Below are 16,416 nucleotides of genomic sequence, written 5' to 3' on the forward strand. Positions count from 1 at the left end.
CCCCAACGCCTCAGCGCTCCCCCTGGTTCCCGGCCTCGACGTCGGTGTCCTCGAAGAGGGTGCCCGCTGTCGCGCCGGGCACCCCTGTCGGTGCCGTGAGCCCCAGGTGCTCCCACGCGAGCGGGGTGGCGACGCGGCCGCGCGGCGTCCGCGCGACGAAGCCCTCGCGCACCAGGTACGGCTCCGCGACCGTCTCGACGGTGTCCGGCTCCTCCCCCACGGTCATGGCCAGGGTGGACAGCCCGACGGGGCCGCCGCCGAACCGCCGGCACAGCGCGTCGAGCACGGCCCGGTCGAGCCGGTCCAGGCCCACGGGGTCGACCTCGTACACCTCGAGGGCGGCCCGGGCCGCCGCAAGGTCGAGGCGGCCGTCGCCGCGCACCTGCGCCCAGTCGCGCACGCGCCGCAGCAGGCGGTTGGCGATACGGGGCGTGCCGCGGGACCGTCCGGCGATCTCGTGGGCCGCCGCGTGCTGGAGCTCGACGCCCAGCAGCCCGGCGGAGCGCAGGATGACACGCTCGAGGTCGGCGGCGTCGTAGAAGTCGAGGTGACCCGTGAACCCGAAGCGGTCGCGCAGCGGGGCCGGGAGCAGGCCGGAGCGCGTGGTCGCGCCGACGACGGTGAACGGCGGCAGCGCGAGCGGGATCGCGGACGCACCGGCGCCCTTGCCGACGATGACGTCGACGCGGAAGTCCTCCATCGCCACGTACAGCAGCTCCTCGGCCGGTCGCGCGAGGCGGTGGATCTCGTCGATGAAGAGCACCTCGCCCTCCTCGAGTGAGGACAGCACGGCCGCGAGGTCGCCGGCGTGCTGGATCGCGGGGCCCGACGTGACGCGCAGCGACGTGCCGAGCTCGCCCGCGATGATCATCGCCAGGGTCGTCTTGCCCAGCCCGGGCGGTCCGGAGAGCAGCACGTGGTCGGGCGCGGCGCCGCGCGCGAGGGCCGCCTGGAGCACGAGCGAGAGCTGGTCGCGCACCACCGGCTGGCCCACGAACTCGTCCAGCCGCTTGGGGCGCAGCGCGGCCTCGGCGGCCCGCTCGACGTCGTCGGCCGACGCCGTGACGATGCGCTCGCTCGTGAACTGCGGCTCCTCGTAGCGGCCCTCAGCCACGGCGGCCGCCCAGCATGCGCAGCGTCGCGCGCAGCGTCGCGGCGACGTCGGCCTCCGCGACCGTCTCAGTGCCGGCGTCGGTCAGCACGCGCCCGACGGCGTCGTCCGCGACCTTGACCGGGTACCCCAGGCCGACGAGCGCCTCGACGACCTTCTCGCGCTGGTCCCCGCGCGTCGCCGGGGCGGCCGCGGCCTGCCCGTCGCCGTGCGGGGCGCCGAGCTTGCCGCCCAGCTCCAGCAGGATGCGCTGCGCCACCTTGGGCCCGATGCCCGGGACGCGGGTGAGCGCCTTGACGTCCTGCGTGTGCACCGCGAGGCGGACGGCGTCGGGCGTGTGCACGGCCAGCACGGCGAGCGCGATGCGCGGGCCCACGCCGGAGACCGACTGCGCCGTCTCGAACAGGTCGCGCTCGTCGTCGTCGGCGAACCCGTACAGGGTCATGGACTCCTCGCGGACCACCATCGTGGTGAAGACCATCGCCGCCTCGCCGTGGCGCAGCCGCGCCAGCGTGCCGGGCGTGGCGTGGACCAGGTACCCGACGCCGCCGACGTTGATGACGGCCCTGTCGAGCGAGACGTGCTCCACGATCCCGGTCAGCGACGCGATCACCCGGACTCCTTCCGATCGAGCTGTGTGGGTCGAACCCTGCGGGTCGAACACCCGTACGACGGGGCCCAACCTACCAACCGGGACCGACAGAACCCGGCGTGACACGGCGGGGCGCAGACCCGGGTCCGCGACCTCGCGCCGGACGAGGGGGCACGGGTCAGCGGGGGCGGCGCGGGGGCGTGCGGCGGGCCGCGAGCTCGGCCGCGGCCCAGGCGCGCTGGGCGGGCGTGAGCTCGTTGCGCTCCCCGCCCTGCAGGGCGCCCGACGGACGCCACAGGTGCGTGATCGCGAGCGCGAGCGCGTCGGCGGCGTCGGCGGGCCGCGGGGGCTCGGCGAGCCGCAGCAGGCTCTGGACCATGCGCTGCACCTGCTCCTTGCCGGCACGGCCGGAGCCGGTCACGGCCGCCTTGACCTCCGACGGCGTGTGCAGCGCCACGGGGACCCCGCGGCGGGCCGCCGCGACCATCGCCAGGCCCGCGACCTGCGCGGTGCCCATGACCGTGCCCACGTTGTGCTGCGCGAACACGCGCTCGACGGCGACGACGTCGGGGACGTGCGCGTCGAGCCACTCGTCGAGCTCGCGCGCGACGGTCAGGAGGCGCAGGTCGACGCTCACGGCGGGGTCCGAGCGGATGACGCCGACGGCGACGAGCTGCGCGCGGCGGCCCGGCAGGGAGTCGACGACGCCGACGCCGCACCGGGTCAGGCCAGGGTCGACTCCGAGGACGCGCACGACGTCACCCTACGTACGACGACGGCCGAGCCCGCCGTGGCCACGCGCACGTGGCCCGAAGGGCTCGGCCGCCGGTCCGGGTCAGTCTTCCTCGAGCTCCGCCATGACCTCGTCGGAGGCGTCAAAGTTCGCGTAGACGTTCTGGACGTCGTCGAGGTCCTCGAGCGCGTCGATGAGGCGCATGATCTTGCGGGCGCCCTCGACGTCGACGGGGATGAGGAGGTTCTGGTCCGGGTGGAAGATGACGTCGGCCGAGTCGTAGTCGATGCCGGCGTCGACGATGGCCGTGCGGACGGCGTGCAGGTCGGTCGCCTCGCACAGCACCTCGATGGTGTCGCCCTCGTCCGTGACCTCCTCGGCCCCGGCCTCGAGCGCCGCCATCATGACCTCGTCCTCGCCGACGCCGTCGGACTTCGGGACGACGATCAGGCCCTTGCGGGCGAACAGGCGCTGGACGGAGCCGATGTCGTCCGCGACCTTGCCGCCGTTGCGCGTGAACGCCTGGCGGACCTCGGCGACGGCACGGTTGACGTTGTCGGTGAGGCACTCGACGAGCACCGCGATGCCGCCGACGCCGATGCCGCCGTAGAACTTCTCGATGTAGTTGACGGCGTCCGCGCCGACGCCCGAGCCGCGCTTGACGGCGCGGTCGATGTTCTCCTTGGGGACCGACGTCTTCTTGGCCTTCTGGATGGCGTCGAAGAGGGTGGGGTTGCCGGCCGGGTCACCGCCGCCGACGCGGGCTGCGACCTCGATGTTCTTGATGAGCTTCGCCCACAGCTTGCTGCGCTTCGCGTCGATCGCAGCCTTCTTGTGCTTGGTCGTCGCCCACTTGGAGTGACCGGACATACGGGTTTTCTCCTTCTTCGCCTACAACTCGTGCGGACCGCTGTGTCGAACAAGGCTGACGAACAGCGCGTGCACGCGCGCGTCACCCGTGATCTCCGGGTGGAACGAGGTCGCCAGCAGCCGCCCTTGACGTGCTGCGACGATCTTACCGGCGCCGACCGCCACGGGGCTCCCGTCCGTCGCGTGCGACGGGATGCGCGCCAGGATCTCGACCTCCGGCCCTGCCTCCTCGATCCACGGGGCCCGGATGAACACCGTGCGGACCGGCTCCCCGCCGGGCGCGTCGGAGATCCCGGCGACGTCGAGGTCCGCCTCGAACGAGTCCACCTGCCGGCCGAACGCGTTGCGGCGGACGGTCACGTCCATGCCGCCGATGGTCCGCTGGCCCTCGATGCCCGCCTCGATCCGGTCGGCGAGCAGGATCATGCCCGCGCACGAGCCGTAGACCGGCAGGCCGTCCTTCACGGCGGCGCGGAGCGGCTCGTCGAGCTCGAAGATCCGCAGCAGCTTGTCGATCGTCGTCGACTCGCCGCCGGGGAGCACGAGGCCGTCGACCGACTCGAGCTCGCTGCGGCGGCGGACGGTGGTCGCGCGGGCGCCCGCCTGCTCCAGCGCGTGGACGTGCTCGCGGACGTCGCCCTGGAGGGCGAGGACGCCGATGGTGGGGGTGGTGGTCACGGCCGTGAGTGTAGATCGCGACGCGCCGAACGCCGGAGCCGCCCGGCGTCGCACCGCGCGCACGTCAGTCGTCGTGCTCCTCGCCGAGGTGGAGCACGGTCCCGTCCCAGCCCGCGGCGAGCCGTTCGACGACGTCGGGCAGCGCGACCGGGAAGACCTCCAGCGGCTGGGCGCGGAGCTCGGCCGGCGTCAGCCAGGCCATGCCGTCGAGGACGGACCGCTCGAGGTCGGTCCAGCCGGCGTCGTCGGGCTCGGTGCCCGCGGGGATGCGGGCGAGGAAGAAGACCTCGTCCTGGCGGCACGTCTCGGCGAAGAAGTGGAAGTAGCCGGCCCGCGTCATCACGGGCCCGGTCAGGTCGTCGGAGCCGAGCACCAGGCCGGTCTCCTCGCGCAGCTCGCGCAGCGCCGCCTCGACGTCGGACTCCCCCGGGTCGATCCCGCCGCCCACGGTGAACCACCAGGAGCGTTCCGGCTGGTCCGCGTCGTGACCGCGCACCAGCAGCGCGCGGCCGGCGTCGTCCAGGACGACGACGCGGGCCGCGCGACGGTGCCGCAGGCCGTCCTCGCCCAGCACCCAGTCGGGGCCGAGCGAGGACGCACCCGTGTCCGGCGAGAAGGTCACCAGCCGCGCTCGGCCAGACGCACGGGCGCGGGCTCCGCCTCGACGTTGATGCCGACCATGGCCTCGCCCAGGCCGCGCGAGACCTTGGCGACGACGTCGGGGTCGTCGAAGAACGTCGTCGCCTGGACGATCGCCTTCGCACGCGCGACCGGGTCGCCCGACTTGAAGATGCCCGAGCCGACGAACACGCCCTCGGCGCCGAGCTGCATCATCATGGCGGCGTCGGCCGGGGTGGCGATGCCGCCCGCGGTGAACAGCACGACGGGCAGCTTGCCCGTCTTCGCGACCTCGACGACGAGCTCGTACGGGGCCTGGAGCTCCTTGGCGGCGACGAACAGCTCGTCCTCCGGCAGCGAGGTCAGGCGGCGGATCTCCTGGCGGATCTGGCGCATGTGCGTCGTCGCGTTGGAGACGTCGCCCGTGCCGGCCTCGCCCTTCGAGCGGATCATGGCCGCGCCCTCGGTGATGCGGCGCAGGGCCTCGCCGAGGTTGGTGGCACCGCACACGAAGGGGGCGGTGAAGGCCCACTTGTCGATGTGGTTGGCGTAGTCCGCGGGGGTGAGCACCTCGGACTCGTCGATGTAGTCGACACCGAGCGCCTGGAGCACCTGCGCCTCGACGAAGTGGCCGATGCGGGCCTTCGCCATGACGGGGATCGAGACGGCCTCGATGATGCCGTCGATCATGTCCGGGTCGCTCATGCGGGCGACGCCGCCCTGGGCGCGGATGTCGGCCGGCACGCGCTCGAGCGCCATGACGGCCACGGCGCCGGCGTCCTCGGCGATCTTGGCCTGCTCCGGGGTGACGACGTCCATGATGACGCCGCCCTTGAGCATCTCGGCCATGCCGCGCTTGACGCGCGCCGTGCCGACCTCGCCGGCCGAGGCCGCGGTGGTGGTGGGGTTCTCGTTGGTCACCCCGCCATCCTACGGCGCGGGCGAGGTCCCCAGACCGGACGGCATCTGGTCGTCCAGCTCCACGGTCCGGGGCCACGGGGCGCGCCCGGCCAGGTGGAGCAGGCGCACGTACCAGTGCCGGCGCGCGCGTTGTGCCTGCGCCACGGCCTCGTTGTGGAAGCGGCGCGCGAGCTGCGCGCGGTACCAGGCGGCGGCCAGGTTCGCGACGAGCGCGGTCCCCGGCTCCTGCGCCCGCAGGAGCGCGACGTCGGCCGCGTCGTCGAGCGCCTCGCGCAGCGTCGCCGACAGGCCGCTCTCGAGCCGTTCGCGGTCGTCGCCCAGGCCGGCCATAGCCAGCGCCTGCCCCGGCTCGGTGACCGGCCCGTCCTCGTCGACGACGGCGTAGGCCGCGTCCGCGACGATGACGCTCGACGCCGGGTCCAGCAGGCCCGACGCCGCCAGGTCGGTCGCCGCGCTCGCGCGGCGCACGAGCTGGGAGTCGAGCGCGATGCGCGACGCCGACACCTTGCGGTGCAGCCGGTCCACGCGCGACGCCGAGATCCACGACAGCCACCCGAGCACGCCGACCGCCACCACGACGAGCAGCGTGATCTCCGACCAGCTCATCGGTCACCTCCACGGTTCTGCGGGCGGCGCGGGGAGTCGGCGGCCGAGCGCGACGCGCCGTGCGGCCCGCCGAGCGGCCACAGGGCGCGCGCCGAGCGCAGCGCCACGTCCTCGCCCGCGGGGATCGCCTCGGCGGCCTCGACGGCCATCTCGTAGACGGCCTCCACCTGGTCGGTCACCGTCGCCCAGTCGTAGCGGCGCACCCAGGCCGACGCGTGCGAGCGCCGCGCGGCCGTGCCGGCGGGGTCGGCGAGCGCCTCGTTGACCGCCCGGGCGAGGTCGGCGGGGTCCCCGGTGCGGAACAGGGCCCCGGCGGCGCCGTCGTCGAGCACGCGGCGGAACGCGCCGAGGTCGGAGGAGACGACGCCGGCGCCGGCGCTCATCGCCTCGACGAGCACGATGCCGAAGCTCTCGCCCCCGGTCTGCGGGGCGATGTACAGGTCGACGGACGCGAGCAGGGAGGCCTTCTCCTCGTCGCTGATGCCGCCGAGGAACTCGACGGACGCGGCGTGCGCGCCGAGCGTGTCGACGGCGAGCTGGCGGCCGTCGCCGCCGCGGCCGGCGACGAGGAACCGCGCGCCGGGGTGCTGCGCGAGCACGGCCGGGATGGCACCGGCGAGCACCTGGAGCCCCTTGCGCGGCTCGTCCAGGCGGCCGAGGAACGCGATGGTGGGGGCGTCGGGCGTACCGCGCCACCGGGGGGTCGCGGCGGCGTCCGCGAACGTGTCGACGTACACCCCGTTCGGGATGACGACGGCGTCGCCGCCGACGTGGTCGACGAGCGTGCGGCGCGCGTCCTCGGACACGGCGACACGCGCGGCGATCTTCTCGAGCGACTGCCGCAGCAGCGGGTACGCCACCTGCAGGGCGCGCGAGCGCACCTGCGCGGAGTGGAACGTGGCGACGACGGGGCCCTCGGCGATCCACAGCGCGAGCATCGACAGCGACGGCGTCATGGGCTCGTGCAGGTGCAGCACGTCGAACTCGCCGGCCTCGATCCAGCGTCGCACGCGCGCGGCGGCGCGAGGCCCGAAGGCGAGGCGGGCGACCGACCCGTTGTAGCGCACGGCGACGGCGCTGCCGGCGGGCACGACGACGTCGGGCACGTCGGCGTCCTCGTCGGCGGGGGCGAGGACCGAGACGTGGTGGCCGCGCGCGATGAGCGCCTCGGCCAGGTCACGGATGTGGAACTGCACGCCGCCCGGGGCGTCGAAGCTGTACGGGCAGACGATGCCGACGCGCAGCGGGCGCCTCACAGCTCGCCCGCCTCGGCCTGGGTCTTGGCGTACCGCTCGGGGTCGAGGTCCTCGACGAAGACCTTCTGGAGCATGTGCCAGTCCTCGGTGGACTCGCGCAGGAAGTGCGCCATCGCGTCGACCCAGCCCTGCGTCATGGCCGCCACCTGGGCGCGGCGCCGGTCGGGTGCCGACATGCCGGGGTCGGCCTCCGGCACGGGGACGGGGGGGTAGAACCGCAGCACGATGCCCCAGGGAGTGCGCGCGACCTTGCGGCGGGCGGCGTCGAGGCGCTCGTAGCGGATCATGAGCGGCAGCAGCGGGATCCCGGCGGCCAGCGCGAGGGCGGCGGGGCCCGCCGCGACGCGGGCGCGGTGCCCGGCCAGGTCCACCTCGACGCCCGACGCCGTCAGGTCGCGGTCGGCGAGCAGCGGGATGATCCGCCGGCCCGCCTTGCCGCCGCGCACGAGGTCGCGGAACACGCCCGGGTCGCCGAGGCCGAGCACGTCGATGCCGATGGAGCGGCGGAACGCGACGAACTCGTCGTAGAGGGCCTCGGGCTTGAGCTTCTCGGCGACCGTCAGCACGGGGGCGAGGTTCGGGGTCGCCCAGGCGCCGGCGAGGTCCCAGTTGCCCAGGTGGCCGAGGGCCAGCGACGCGGCCTCGCCGTCCTCGGTCACGCCGCGCGCGTGCTCGATCCCCTCGACGCGCACGCGGGCGAGCACCTGCTCGGGGGTGACGTTCTGGAGCGTGAACGCCTCGCGGAAGTACCGCAGGTAGGAGCGCATCCCGACGCGGGACAGGCGCCGTACGGCGGCGGCGTCGAGGTCCGGGCGGACGCGCGCGTAGTTGGCCTCCAGGCGGCGCACGCCGCCGCCACGGCGCAGCCAGACGATGTCGGCGGCGAGGGCGAACGCGCCGCGCAGGACCGGCTCGGGGACCTTGGCGGCGTGCCGCCACGCGAACGTGTACGCCTTGGCGACGTCAACCACGGGCGGCCTCCGGCTCCTGCGACGGGCCCGGCTCCCCCGGGCGGGGGGCGAGCTGGCGGTGCACGGCGCCGATCCGCTGCCACACGGTCACGAGGCTCGCCAGGGCGAGCAGGCCGAGCACGACGACGAGCACGACGACGGGCAGCCCCAGCTGCACGAACCCGGTCGGCACCAGGGCGATGACGAGCCGGTCGGTGCGCTCCGCGATGCCGACGTGCGCGTCGGCGCCCACGGACTCGGCCCGCGCCCGGGCGTAGGGCACCACGCCCCCGAGCACGAGGCATGCGAGCGTCAGCGCGACCCCCCAGCTCCGGGTGGCGCCGTCGGTGTGGAACAGGAACCACAGGGCGATGCCGGAGAAGACCGCGCCGTCGGAGATGCGGTCGAGCGTCGAGTCGAGGAACGCGCCCCACGGGCCGGACTTGCCCGACATGCGGGCGAGCACGCCGTCGAGCGAGTCGAACAGCGCGAACACGCCGATGAGCGCCGCCCCGAGGAACAGGTGGCCGGTCGGCAGCAGGCCGAGCGCGAGCCCGGTGGCGACGATCGTGCCCGTGATGGTCACGGCGTCGGGCGTCACACCGGCGCGCATGAGGGTGCGCGCCACGGGTGTGAAGACCGCCTGCATCGTGCTGCGGAGGCGGGAGAACATCAGGAAGGCTCCTCGGTGGGCCGTCGCGGTCGGTCGGTCAGTGCTGCGGCCAGGCGGCGGCGAGCTTCGCGCGCGTGTCCGCGAGCAGCTCGGGCACCGCCTTGGTACGGCCGATGATCGGCAGGAAGTTCGCGTCGCCCTGCCAGCGCGGGACGACGTGCTGGTGCAGGTGCGCGGCGATGCCCGCACCTGCCACCTCGCCCTGGTTCATGCCCAGGTTGAACCCTTGCGGGCGCATCACGGCCGTCATGACGCGGATCGCGGTCTGCGTCGTCCGGGCCAGCTCGTCCGTCTCGGCGTCCGTGAGGTCGACGTAGGCGGACACGTGCCGGTACGGCAGCACCATGAGGTGGCCCGGGTTGTACGGGTACAGGTTCAGGATCGTGAAGCACGTCGCCCCGCGGGAGACGACGAGGCGTCGCTCGTCGTCCGCCGGGTCGATGCCGCAGAAGGGGCACGACGACGGCCCGTCGTCCTTCGGCTTGTCCTGCCCGCCGACGTAGACCATGCGGTGCGGCGTCCAGAGCCGCTGCAGGTCGTCGCTCGGCGGGGGGAACGCCGCGGCCGGCTCGACCGCGGCGTTCCCGTCGTCGCTGCTCACAGCGTCACACCTGTCACAGCGTCACACCTGGACCCGGTCGCGCACCGCCGCGACGATGCGCTCGACCGCCTCGTCGACGGGCACGCCGTTCTCCTGGCGGCCGTCGCGGTAGCGGAAGGACACGGCGCCGGCCTCGGCGTCCTCGCCTCCCGCGATGAGCACGAACGGCACCTTCTCCTTGGAGGCGTTGCGGATCTTCTTGGCGAAGCGGTCGTCCGAGAGGTCGACCTCCGCGCGGATGCCCCGCGCCGTGAGCTTCGCGACGACGTCCTTGAGGTAGCCGTCGAACGCCTCGGCGACCGGCACGGCGAGCACCTGGACGGGCGCGAGCCACGCCGGGAACGACCCCGCGTAGTGCTCGATGAGCACGCCCATGAACCGCTCGATCGAGCCGAACTTGGCCGAGTGGATCATGACCGGCTGCTGGCGGGTGCCGTCCGGCGCGGTGTACTCCAGGCCGAAGCGCGCCGGCTGGTTGAAGTCGTACTGGACGGTGCCCATCTGCCAGGTGCGGCCGAGCGCGTCCTTGGCCTGGACGGAGATCTTCGGCCCGTAGAACGCGGCGCCGCCCGGGTCCGGGACCAGGTCGAGCCCCGACTCCCGGCCCACCTTCTCCAAGAGGGCCGTCGCGCTGGCCCAGTCCTCGTCGGAGCCGACGAACTTGTCGGGCTTGGAGTCGTCGCGGGTGGAGAGCTCCAGGTAGAAGTCGTTCAGCCCGAAGTCGCGCAGGACGCTCAGCATGAAGTTCAGCAGGTGCTTGACCTCGTCGGCCGCCTGCTCCGGCATCACGTACGAGTGCGAGTCGTCCTGGGTCAGGCCGCGCACGCGGGTCAGGCCCTGGACGACGCCGCCCTTCTCGTAGCGGTACACGGTGCCGAACTCGAACAGGCGGATCGGCAGCTCGCGGTAGGACCGGCCGCGCGACGAGTAGATGAGGTTGTGCATCGGGCAGTTCATCGCCTTGAGGCGGTACTTCTGCGCCGGCGCGTCCGGGTGCTCGTCGTCGTGGAACTCCATCGCGGGGAACATGGTGTCGCCGTAGTACGGCAGGTGCCCCGAGGTGTAGAAGAGGTCTTCCTTGGTGATGTGCGGGGTGCCGACGTAGGAGAAGCCCTCCTCGATGTGGCGCTGGCGGACGTAGTCCTCCATGACCCGCTTGATGACGCCGCCGCGCGGGTGGATCAGCGGCAGGCCCGAGCCGATGCTCGAGTGGAAGCTGAACAGGTCCTGCTCGACGCCGATCTTGCGGTGGTCGCGGCGCTCGGCCTCGGCGAGGCGCTCGAGGTAGGCCTTGAGCTCGTCCTTGGACGGCCAGGCGGTGCCGTACACGCGTTGGAGCTGGGCGTTCTTCTGGTCGCCGCGCCAGTAGGCGGCGGCCGAGCGCATGAGCTGCACGCCCTGGCCGACGAGGCGCGTGCTCGGAAGGTGCGGGCCGCGGCACAGGTCCTTCCAGACCACGGTCTCGGACTCGCGGCCGGCGCCGCGGACGTTGTCGTAGATCGTCAGCTCGGCGCCGCCGACCTCGACGCTCTCCTCGTCCGACGACCCGCCCTTGAGGCCGATGAGCTCGAGCTTGTACGGCTCGTCCGCGAGCTCCGCGCGGGCCTCGTCCTCGGTCACGACGCGGCGGCGGAAGGTCTGGCCCTCCCGGATGATGCGGCTCATCGCCTTGTCGAGGGCCTTGAGGTCCTCGGGCGTGAACGGGGTGGCGACGTCGAAGTCGTAGTAGAAGCCGTCGCGCACGGGCGGGCCGATGCCCAGCTTGGCGTCCGGGTTGACCTGCTGGACCGCCTGCGCGAGCACGTGCGCCGCGCTGTGGCGCAGCACGGTGAGCCCGTCCTCGGAGTCGATGGTCACGCCCTCGACGGTGGCGCCCGCGGGGATCTCCCGGTCGAGGTCCCACAGCTCTCCGTCGACGCGGGCGACGACGACGTCCTTGCGCTCGGCGAACAGCTCGGCGCCCGTGGTCGGCGTCGTCGTCACCACCTGCTCCGGGGGCTGCGAGGTCGGTGACTGCGGCGGGACGACGTCGGACACGTGGTGCTCCTTCACGGTTCGCCCGGCGGCATACGACGGCCGCCGGTGCGCTCGAGTGACTCGGTGTACTTGCTGGTGGGCGCGCGGCCGGGTGCCCGGACGCGACGAGGGGCGCCGCCGGCAGGCGACGCCCCTCGATCGTACCGATGCTCTGGACCGTGACCCAGACGTTTGGTCACGGCGTGGCTGCGGTCGCCCGCAGCGTCAGGACTCGAACCGGTCGTTCAGTTCCTGGGCCTTGTCCGCGACCTTGTCGACGAGGCCGTCGACGGAGTCCGGCGTGAACTCCTTGACCTTGTCGGCGAGCTTGTCGACGTTCTCGTCGGACAGGAGCTCCTTGGCCTTGTCGAGCAGGCTCTCGCCGGCGTCCTGCGCGTCAGCAGCAGCGCCCTCGGCGGCGCCGGTGGCTGCCGTCGCCTCGGCCGCGACCTTGTCGTCCGCGCCCGTGACGAAGTCCTTGGCCTTGTCGATGAAGTCTTCCAGCCCCATGGCTGCTCCTTTGGTTGCCGGGGGTCCGTGGCACTCGGCCGGGCCTCCGTCGGGTGTCGACCGCCGTCTCGTGGTCGTGGGGCGAACGTACCTCTGGCGCGCGGTGATCGCGCGCGGTAACGAGGCGGACGCGGGGGCGCTCGTCGCGCGCCCCGCGGCCGGCGCCGCATTACCACAATGGCAGTGTTCTACCCCGGGTCAGGCGCTGTGCGTCAGATCACCCATCGCCGAGTTGCTGTGGTCAGACCACACCTCTTAGAGTTCTTCTCAGAGGTCAGACCACAGGGCCCGACCACGAACCGCCGCCCACCACACGCGGCACCAACGAGGGGAACACCACCATGAGCAACAAGACCGTGCGCGTCTCCGGCCTCATCGGCCTCATCGCCGGCATCCTGATGGTCGTCGTCGGCGGCACCGTCTGGGGCTTCGCCGCCAACCAGCTCGGCGCCCAGCAGATCACCGTCCCGGCCAGCGCGAACTTCCTCGCCGGCTCCTCGGTGAACAACCCGTTCTCGGCCCTGGCCCAGGCGGACATCATCGGCGTCCACCAGCAGACCGGCGCCGTCGCGACGCTCGAGGAGAACGCCGACCTGCTCGCCTCGATCGGCATCACCGTCGACCCGGACGCCACCTACAACTTCGCCACGCTCGGCCCGATCAACACGGCCGTCAACGGCGCCGTCGCCGAGGGCACCATCACGGCCGAGGAGGCCGCGCCGATCCTCGCCCTGCGCGACACCGCCAACCAGGCCTCGGGCCTGCAGGCCGCGCTCTTCACCTCGGTGATCGCCTTCGGTGTCGCCGCCCTGATCATCGGCCTCGGCATCCTGTCGGCCATCAACGGCTTCGCGATGACCCGCGTCGCCGGCCGCGCCGGCGCCAAGGTCGCCGAGAAGGAGCTCGTGAACGCCTGACCCAGGCCGCCTCGCGCTGACGAAGACCCCCTCGCCCCATCCCGGGCGAGGGGGTCTTCGCGCGCCCACCCCCTTTCGGCGTCGTACCTCCTTGCGTTCTGGGACACAGAACGCAAGGAGGTACGACGCCGGAAGGGCTCTTCCGCGGCACGATGAGGGCGTGCGCGCCGACGACCCCGCCTACCCCACCAGCGCCGCCTCCGCCGACGGCCTCGACGCCCTCGCGGCGCTGCTCGTCGAGTGCCGCGCGTGCCCGCGCCTCGTCGCCTGGCGCGAGCAGGCCGCCGCGCACCCGCGGGCGTCGTTCCGCGGCCAGACCTACTGGGCGCGGCCCGTCCCGGGGTTCGGCGACGACGCCGCCGGGATCGCCGTCGTCGGGCTCGCCCCGGCGGCCGACGGCGGCAACCGGACCGGGCGCATGTTCACGGGCGACCGCAGCGGCGACTTCCTGTTCGCCGCGCTGCACCGGGTCGGGCTGGCGAGCCAGCCGGAGTCGACGTCGGCCGACGACGGGATGGTGCTGACCGGCGTGCGGCTCGTGGCGCCGGTGCGCTGCGCTCCCCCGGCCAACAAGCCCACGCCGGAGGAGCGGCGGCGCTGCGGGCCGTGGCTCGCGCGCGAGCTCGCGCTGCTCGGGCCGGGCGTGCGGGTGGTGCTCGCGCTCGGGGCGATCGGCTGGGACGCCGCCCTGCGCACGCTCGAGGAGCAGGGCTGGCCCGTCCCGCACCCGCGCCCGCGGTTCGCGCACGACGCCGAGGTCGTCCTCGAACGCCCCGACGGCGGCGCGGTCACGCTGCTGGGCAGCTTCCACCCGTCGCCCCACAACACGTTCACGGGGCGGCTCACGCCCGCGATGCTCGACGCCACGCTCGGCCGGGCGAAGCGGCTGGCAGGGATCGGCTGAGCGTCAGGGGCGCGCACGTCGTGCCACCGCCGCACGCCTGCCGTCCACCCCCTGGCGAATCGATTCGATCTTCGGCATAGTGTGACCGGCCGGCGCCGTGCCGGCCCGTCCGAAGGAGCACACCATGCTGAACGTCGCCGTCGTCGGGACCGGGAACATCTCGGCCGCGCACCTGGCCGGCTACCTGAGGTTCCCCGAGCAGTGCCGCGTCGTCGCGCTCTGCGACGTCGTCCCGGAGCGGGCGCACGACAAGAAGGAGCGGTTCGGGCTCGCCGACGCCGACGTCGTCACCTTCGAGGAGCTGCTCGCCCGCGACGACGTCGACCTGGTGAGCAACTGCACGCCGCCCTCGGAGCACGCGCACCTGACGGTCGACTTGCTGCGGTCGGGCAAGAACGTCGTCGTCGAGAAGCCCATGGCGCCGTCGCTCGCCGAGTGCGACGCGATGCTCGCCGCCGCCCGCGAGTCGGGCGCGACGCTGTCCGTCATCGCGCAGAACCGCTTCCGCGACGACCTGGAGACGGTCAAGGAGGCCGTCGACTCCGGCCTGCTCGGCGCGGTCGCGCACGTGCGCGTCGACTCCGCCTGGTTCCGCGGCCTGCCGTACTACGACCTCGCCTGGCGCGGCACGTGGGAGTCCGAGGGCGGCGGCCCGACGCTCAACCACGCCATCCACCACGTCGACCTGCTGCTCTGGATGCTGGGCGCCCCGCAGGCCGTCACGGCGGCGATGACGAACGCCTGGCACGACAACGCCGAGGTCGAGGACCTCTCGGTCGCGCTCCTGCAGTACGAGCGCACGATCGCCGCGCTGACCGCGTCCGTGGTGCACCACGGCGAGGAGCAGGCGTTCGTCGTCCAGGGCTCCGAGGCCTCGGTCGCGCAGCCGTGGGCCGTGCGCGCCACCCGCACGCAGCCGAACGGCCACCCGTACCCCGGCGACGACGCCGACCGCGTCGAGCAGCTCACCAAGCTCGCCGAGGCCCACACGCCGCTGCCCTTCGAGGGCCACGCCGGGCAGCTCGGCGACGTGCTCGCGGCCGTCGCCACGGGCCGCGAGCCTGCCGTCGACGGCGAGGCCGGGCGCCGCACGGTCGAGGTCGTCACCGCGATCTACCAGGCGGCGATCGAGCGCCGCACGGTCGACCTGCCGATCCCGGCCGGCTCCCCCTGGTACTCCGGGGAGGCGCTGCTCGAGCACGCCCCGCGCTACTTCACCAAGGCCCGCTCCGTCGCGGACCTGGGCGACGGCGTCTACACCTACGGCGGCTCGCCCGCCCCGACCCTCTGAGGTTCCCCCCGTGAGCAAGCACGACGGTTCCACCTACGCCCCCGCCGCGATCCCGGCCCCCGTCGTCGGGCCGGGCGACTTCACGTTCGCCGCGATCGGGCTGGACCACGGCCACATCTACGGCCAGACGGACGGCCTGCTGGGTGCCGGCGCGACGCTGACGTGGGTCTACGACCCGGACCCGGCCAAGGCGGCCGCCTTCGCGGAGCGGTTCCCGCAGGCCAGGGTCGCCCGGAGCGAGGAGGAGGTGCTCGACGACGCCGCGGTACAGCTGGTCGCCGGCGCCGCCGTCACGAGCGAGCGCTGCGCGCTCGGCCTGCGCGTCATGGACGCCGGGAAGGACTACTTCACGGACAAGGCGCCGCTGACCACGCTCGAGCAGCTCGCCGACGCGAAGGCGGCCGTCGCCCGCACGGGGAAGAAGTACGCCGTGTACTACTCCGAGCGCCTCCACGTGGAGACGGCGGTCTTCGCGTCCCAGCTCGTCGAGCAGGGCGCGATCGGTCGCGTCGTCCAGGTGATCGGCACCGGCCCGCACCGGCTCGGCACGGGCCGCCCGGGCTGGTTCTTCGAGAAGGAGCGGTACGGCGGCATCCTGTGCGACATCGGCTCGCACCAGATCGAGCAGATCCTGCACTACACGGGCGCGTCCGACGGCGAGGTGGTGCGGTCGCAGGTGGCCAACTACCACCACCCGGAGCACCCGGGCCTGGACGACTTCGGCGACGCCATGCTCGTCCTGGACAACGGGGCCACCGGCTACTTCCGCTGCGACTGGTTCACGCCCGACGGGCTCCAGACGTGGGGCGACGGGCGCTCGATCATCCTCGGGACCGAGGGCTTCATCGAGCAGCGCAAGTACATGCAGCTCGGCGACCCGACGGCCGGTCCGGGGCACCTGTACCTCGCCAACGGGCAGGAGGAGACGCACTTCGACGTCTTCGGGAAGGTCGGCTACCCGTACTTCGGCCAGCTCGTGCTCGACTGCCTGGAGCGCACCGAGGTCGCGATGACGCAGGAGCACGCGTTCAAGGCGGCCGAGCTCTCGGTCCGGGCGCAGCTGCAGGCGGTCGACCTCGTGCCGCGCCGCTGATCAGCAGGGGTGCGACCCGGGAGTAGTTGCTCGTTCAACGAGCGCATCGCGCCCGATCACCCCCTGTGGTCCGGCC

General features: G+C 73.3%; 18 protein-coding genes. 4 read left to right on the forward strand and 14 right to left on the reverse strand.

Annotated elements, in window-relative coordinates:
* Nucleotides 1–10: 10 nt before the first annotated feature.
* From ruvB to ET471_RS14750, 14 genes are all read right to left on the reverse strand, one after another.
* The gene (ruvB, locus tag ET471_RS14685; protein WP_129189520.1) at nucleotides 11–1,114 is read right to left on the reverse strand and encodes a Holliday junction branch migration DNA helicase RuvB; all 1,104 of its coding nucleotides are present in this window, start codon (nucleotides 1,112–1,114) and stop codon (nucleotides 11–13) included.
* Complete coding sequence (gene ruvA / locus ET471_RS14690; RefSeq protein ID WP_129189521.1) at nucleotides 1,107–1,724, reverse strand: Holliday junction branch migration protein RuvA; 618 nt, start codon at nucleotides 1,722–1,724, stop codon at nucleotides 1,107–1,109. The genes ruvB and ruvA overlap by 8 nt, the downstream gene beginning before the upstream one ends.
* Before the next feature lie 157 nt (nucleotides 1,725–1,881).
* The gene (gene ruvC / locus ET471_RS14695) at nucleotides 1,882–2,457 is read right to left on the reverse strand and encodes a crossover junction endodeoxyribonuclease RuvC (RefSeq protein WP_129189522.1); all 576 of its coding nucleotides are present in this window, start codon (nucleotides 2,455–2,457) and stop codon (nucleotides 1,882–1,884) included.
* 81 nt (nucleotides 2,458–2,538) lie between these two features.
* Complete coding sequence (locus tag ET471_RS14700) at nucleotides 2,539–3,306, reverse strand: YebC/PmpR family DNA-binding transcriptional regulator (protein WP_129189523.1); 768 nt, start codon at nucleotides 3,304–3,306, stop codon at nucleotides 2,539–2,541.
* A 21-nt stretch (nucleotides 3,307–3,327) separates the two neighbouring features.
* Nucleotides 3,328–3,984 (reverse strand): pyridoxal 5'-phosphate synthase glutaminase subunit PdxT, encoded by a 657-nt coding sequence (pdxT, locus tag ET471_RS14705; RefSeq protein ID WP_129189524.1) that lies wholly within the window; start codon nucleotides 3,982–3,984, stop codon nucleotides 3,328–3,330.
* Between the two features lie 64 nt (nucleotides 3,985–4,048).
* The gene (locus tag ET471_RS14710; protein WP_129189525.1) at nucleotides 4,049–4,606 is read right to left on the reverse strand and encodes an NUDIX hydrolase; all 558 of its coding nucleotides are present in this window, start codon (nucleotides 4,604–4,606) and stop codon (nucleotides 4,049–4,051) included.
* On the reverse strand, nucleotides 4,603–5,523 hold the full coding sequence (pdxS, locus tag ET471_RS14715; protein ID WP_129189526.1) for a pyridoxal 5'-phosphate synthase lyase subunit PdxS: 921 nt from the start codon (nucleotides 5,521–5,523) through the stop codon (nucleotides 4,603–4,605). Before pdxS ends, ET471_RS14710 begins: the two co-directional genes overlap by 4 nt.
* Before the next feature lie 9 nt (nucleotides 5,524–5,532).
* Nucleotides 5,533–6,129 (reverse strand): hypothetical protein, encoded by a 597-nt coding sequence (locus ET471_RS14720; RefSeq protein WP_129189527.1) that lies wholly within the window; start codon nucleotides 6,127–6,129, stop codon nucleotides 5,533–5,535.
* The gene (locus ET471_RS14725; protein ID WP_129191037.1) at nucleotides 6,126–7,373 is read right to left on the reverse strand and encodes a glycosyltransferase family 4 protein; all 1,248 of its coding nucleotides are present in this window, start codon (nucleotides 7,371–7,373) and stop codon (nucleotides 6,126–6,128) included. Before ET471_RS14725 ends, ET471_RS14720 begins: the two co-directional genes overlap by 4 nt.
* Before the next feature lie 8 nt (nucleotides 7,374–7,381).
* The gene (locus ET471_RS14730; protein WP_129189528.1) at nucleotides 7,382–8,356 is read right to left on the reverse strand and encodes a phosphatidylinositol mannoside acyltransferase; all 975 of its coding nucleotides are present in this window, start codon (nucleotides 8,354–8,356) and stop codon (nucleotides 7,382–7,384) included.
* Nucleotides 8,349–9,008 carry a phosphatidylinositol phosphate synthase gene (gene pgsA / locus ET471_RS14735; protein WP_129189529.1) on the reverse strand — a complete coding sequence of 220 codons (660 nt, stop codon included), beginning with the start codon at nucleotides 9,006–9,008 and terminating at the stop codon, nucleotides 8,349–8,351. The genes ET471_RS14730 and pgsA overlap by 8 nt, the downstream gene beginning before the upstream one ends.
* A gap of 37 nt (nucleotides 9,009–9,045) precedes the next feature.
* On the reverse strand, nucleotides 9,046–9,609 hold the full coding sequence (locus tag ET471_RS14740; protein WP_129189530.1) for an HIT family protein: 564 nt from the start codon (nucleotides 9,607–9,609) through the stop codon (nucleotides 9,046–9,048).
* A 21-nt stretch (nucleotides 9,610–9,630) separates the two neighbouring features.
* A complete protein-coding gene (gene thrS / locus ET471_RS14745; RefSeq protein ID WP_425356561.1) occupies nucleotides 9,631–11,646 on the reverse strand; it encodes a threonine--tRNA ligase in 2,016 nt (671 codons plus the stop codon).
* A gap of 204 nt (nucleotides 11,647–11,850) precedes the next feature.
* Complete coding sequence (locus ET471_RS14750) at nucleotides 11,851–12,135, reverse strand: hypothetical protein (protein WP_129189531.1); 285 nt, start codon at nucleotides 12,133–12,135, stop codon at nucleotides 11,851–11,853.
* A gap of 341 nt (nucleotides 12,136–12,476) precedes the next feature.
* On the opposite strand from ET471_RS14750, the gene ET471_RS14755 reads away from it, so the two are divergent.
* The 4 genes from ET471_RS14755 to ET471_RS14770 all read left to right on the forward strand — a co-directional run bounded on the left by ET471_RS14755 (nucleotide 12,477) and on the right by ET471_RS14770 (nucleotide 16,340).
* A complete protein-coding gene (locus ET471_RS14755; RefSeq protein ID WP_129189532.1) occupies nucleotides 12,477–13,052 on the forward strand; it encodes an aromatic ring-opening dioxygenase LigA in 576 nt (191 codons plus the stop codon).
* 160 nt (nucleotides 13,053–13,212) lie between these two features.
* Nucleotides 13,213–13,956: a uracil-DNA glycosylase gene (locus tag ET471_RS14760; protein ID WP_129189533.1), complete on the forward strand. Its 744-nt coding sequence runs from the start codon at nucleotides 13,213–13,215 to the stop codon at nucleotides 13,954–13,956.
* A 124-nt stretch (nucleotides 13,957–14,080) separates the two neighbouring features.
* The gene (locus ET471_RS14765) at nucleotides 14,081–15,247 is read left to right on the forward strand and encodes a Gfo/Idh/MocA family protein (RefSeq protein WP_129189534.1); all 1,167 of its coding nucleotides are present in this window, start codon (nucleotides 14,081–14,083) and stop codon (nucleotides 15,245–15,247) included.
* Nucleotides 15,248–15,257: 10 nt separating this feature from the next.
* The gene (locus ET471_RS14770; RefSeq protein WP_129189536.1) at nucleotides 15,258–16,340 is read left to right on the forward strand and encodes a Gfo/Idh/MocA family protein; all 1,083 of its coding nucleotides are present in this window, start codon (nucleotides 15,258–15,260) and stop codon (nucleotides 16,338–16,340) included.
* The last annotated feature ends 76 nt before the right edge of the window (nucleotides 16,341–16,416 follow it).

Origin of the sequence: Xylanimonas protaetiae, from assembly GCF_004135385.1 — a bacterium.
In the GTDB taxonomy this organism is placed as follows: domain Bacteria; phylum Actinomycetota; class Actinomycetes; order Actinomycetales; family Cellulomonadaceae; genus Xylanimonas; species Xylanimonas protaetiae.

Excerpts from the sequence above, each read along its gene's own strand:
- ET471_RS14700 (WP_129189523.1), bottom strand. The coding sequence starts at position 3,306 with ATGTCCGGTCACTCCAAGTGGGCGACGACCAAGCACAAGAAGGCTGCG.
- ET471_RS14720 (WP_129189527.1), bottom strand. The coding sequence starts at position 6,129 with ATGAGCTGGTCGGAGATCACGCTGCTCGTCGTGGTGGCGGTCGGCGTG.
- pgsA (WP_129189529.1), bottom strand. The coding sequence starts at position 9,008 with ATGTTCTCCCGCCTCCGCAGCACGATGCAGGCGGTCTTCACACCCGTG.
- ET471_RS14750 (WP_129189531.1), bottom strand. The coding sequence starts at position 12,135 with ATGGGGCTGGAAGACTTCATCGACAAGGCCAAGGACTTCGTCACGGGC.
- ET471_RS14755 (WP_129189532.1), top strand. The coding sequence starts at position 12,477 with ATGAGCAACAAGACCGTGCGCGTCTCCGGCCTCATCGGCCTCATCGCC.
- ET471_RS14765 (WP_129189534.1), top strand. The coding sequence starts at position 14,081 with ATGCTGAACGTCGCCGTCGTCGGGACCGGGAACATCTCGGCCGCGCAC.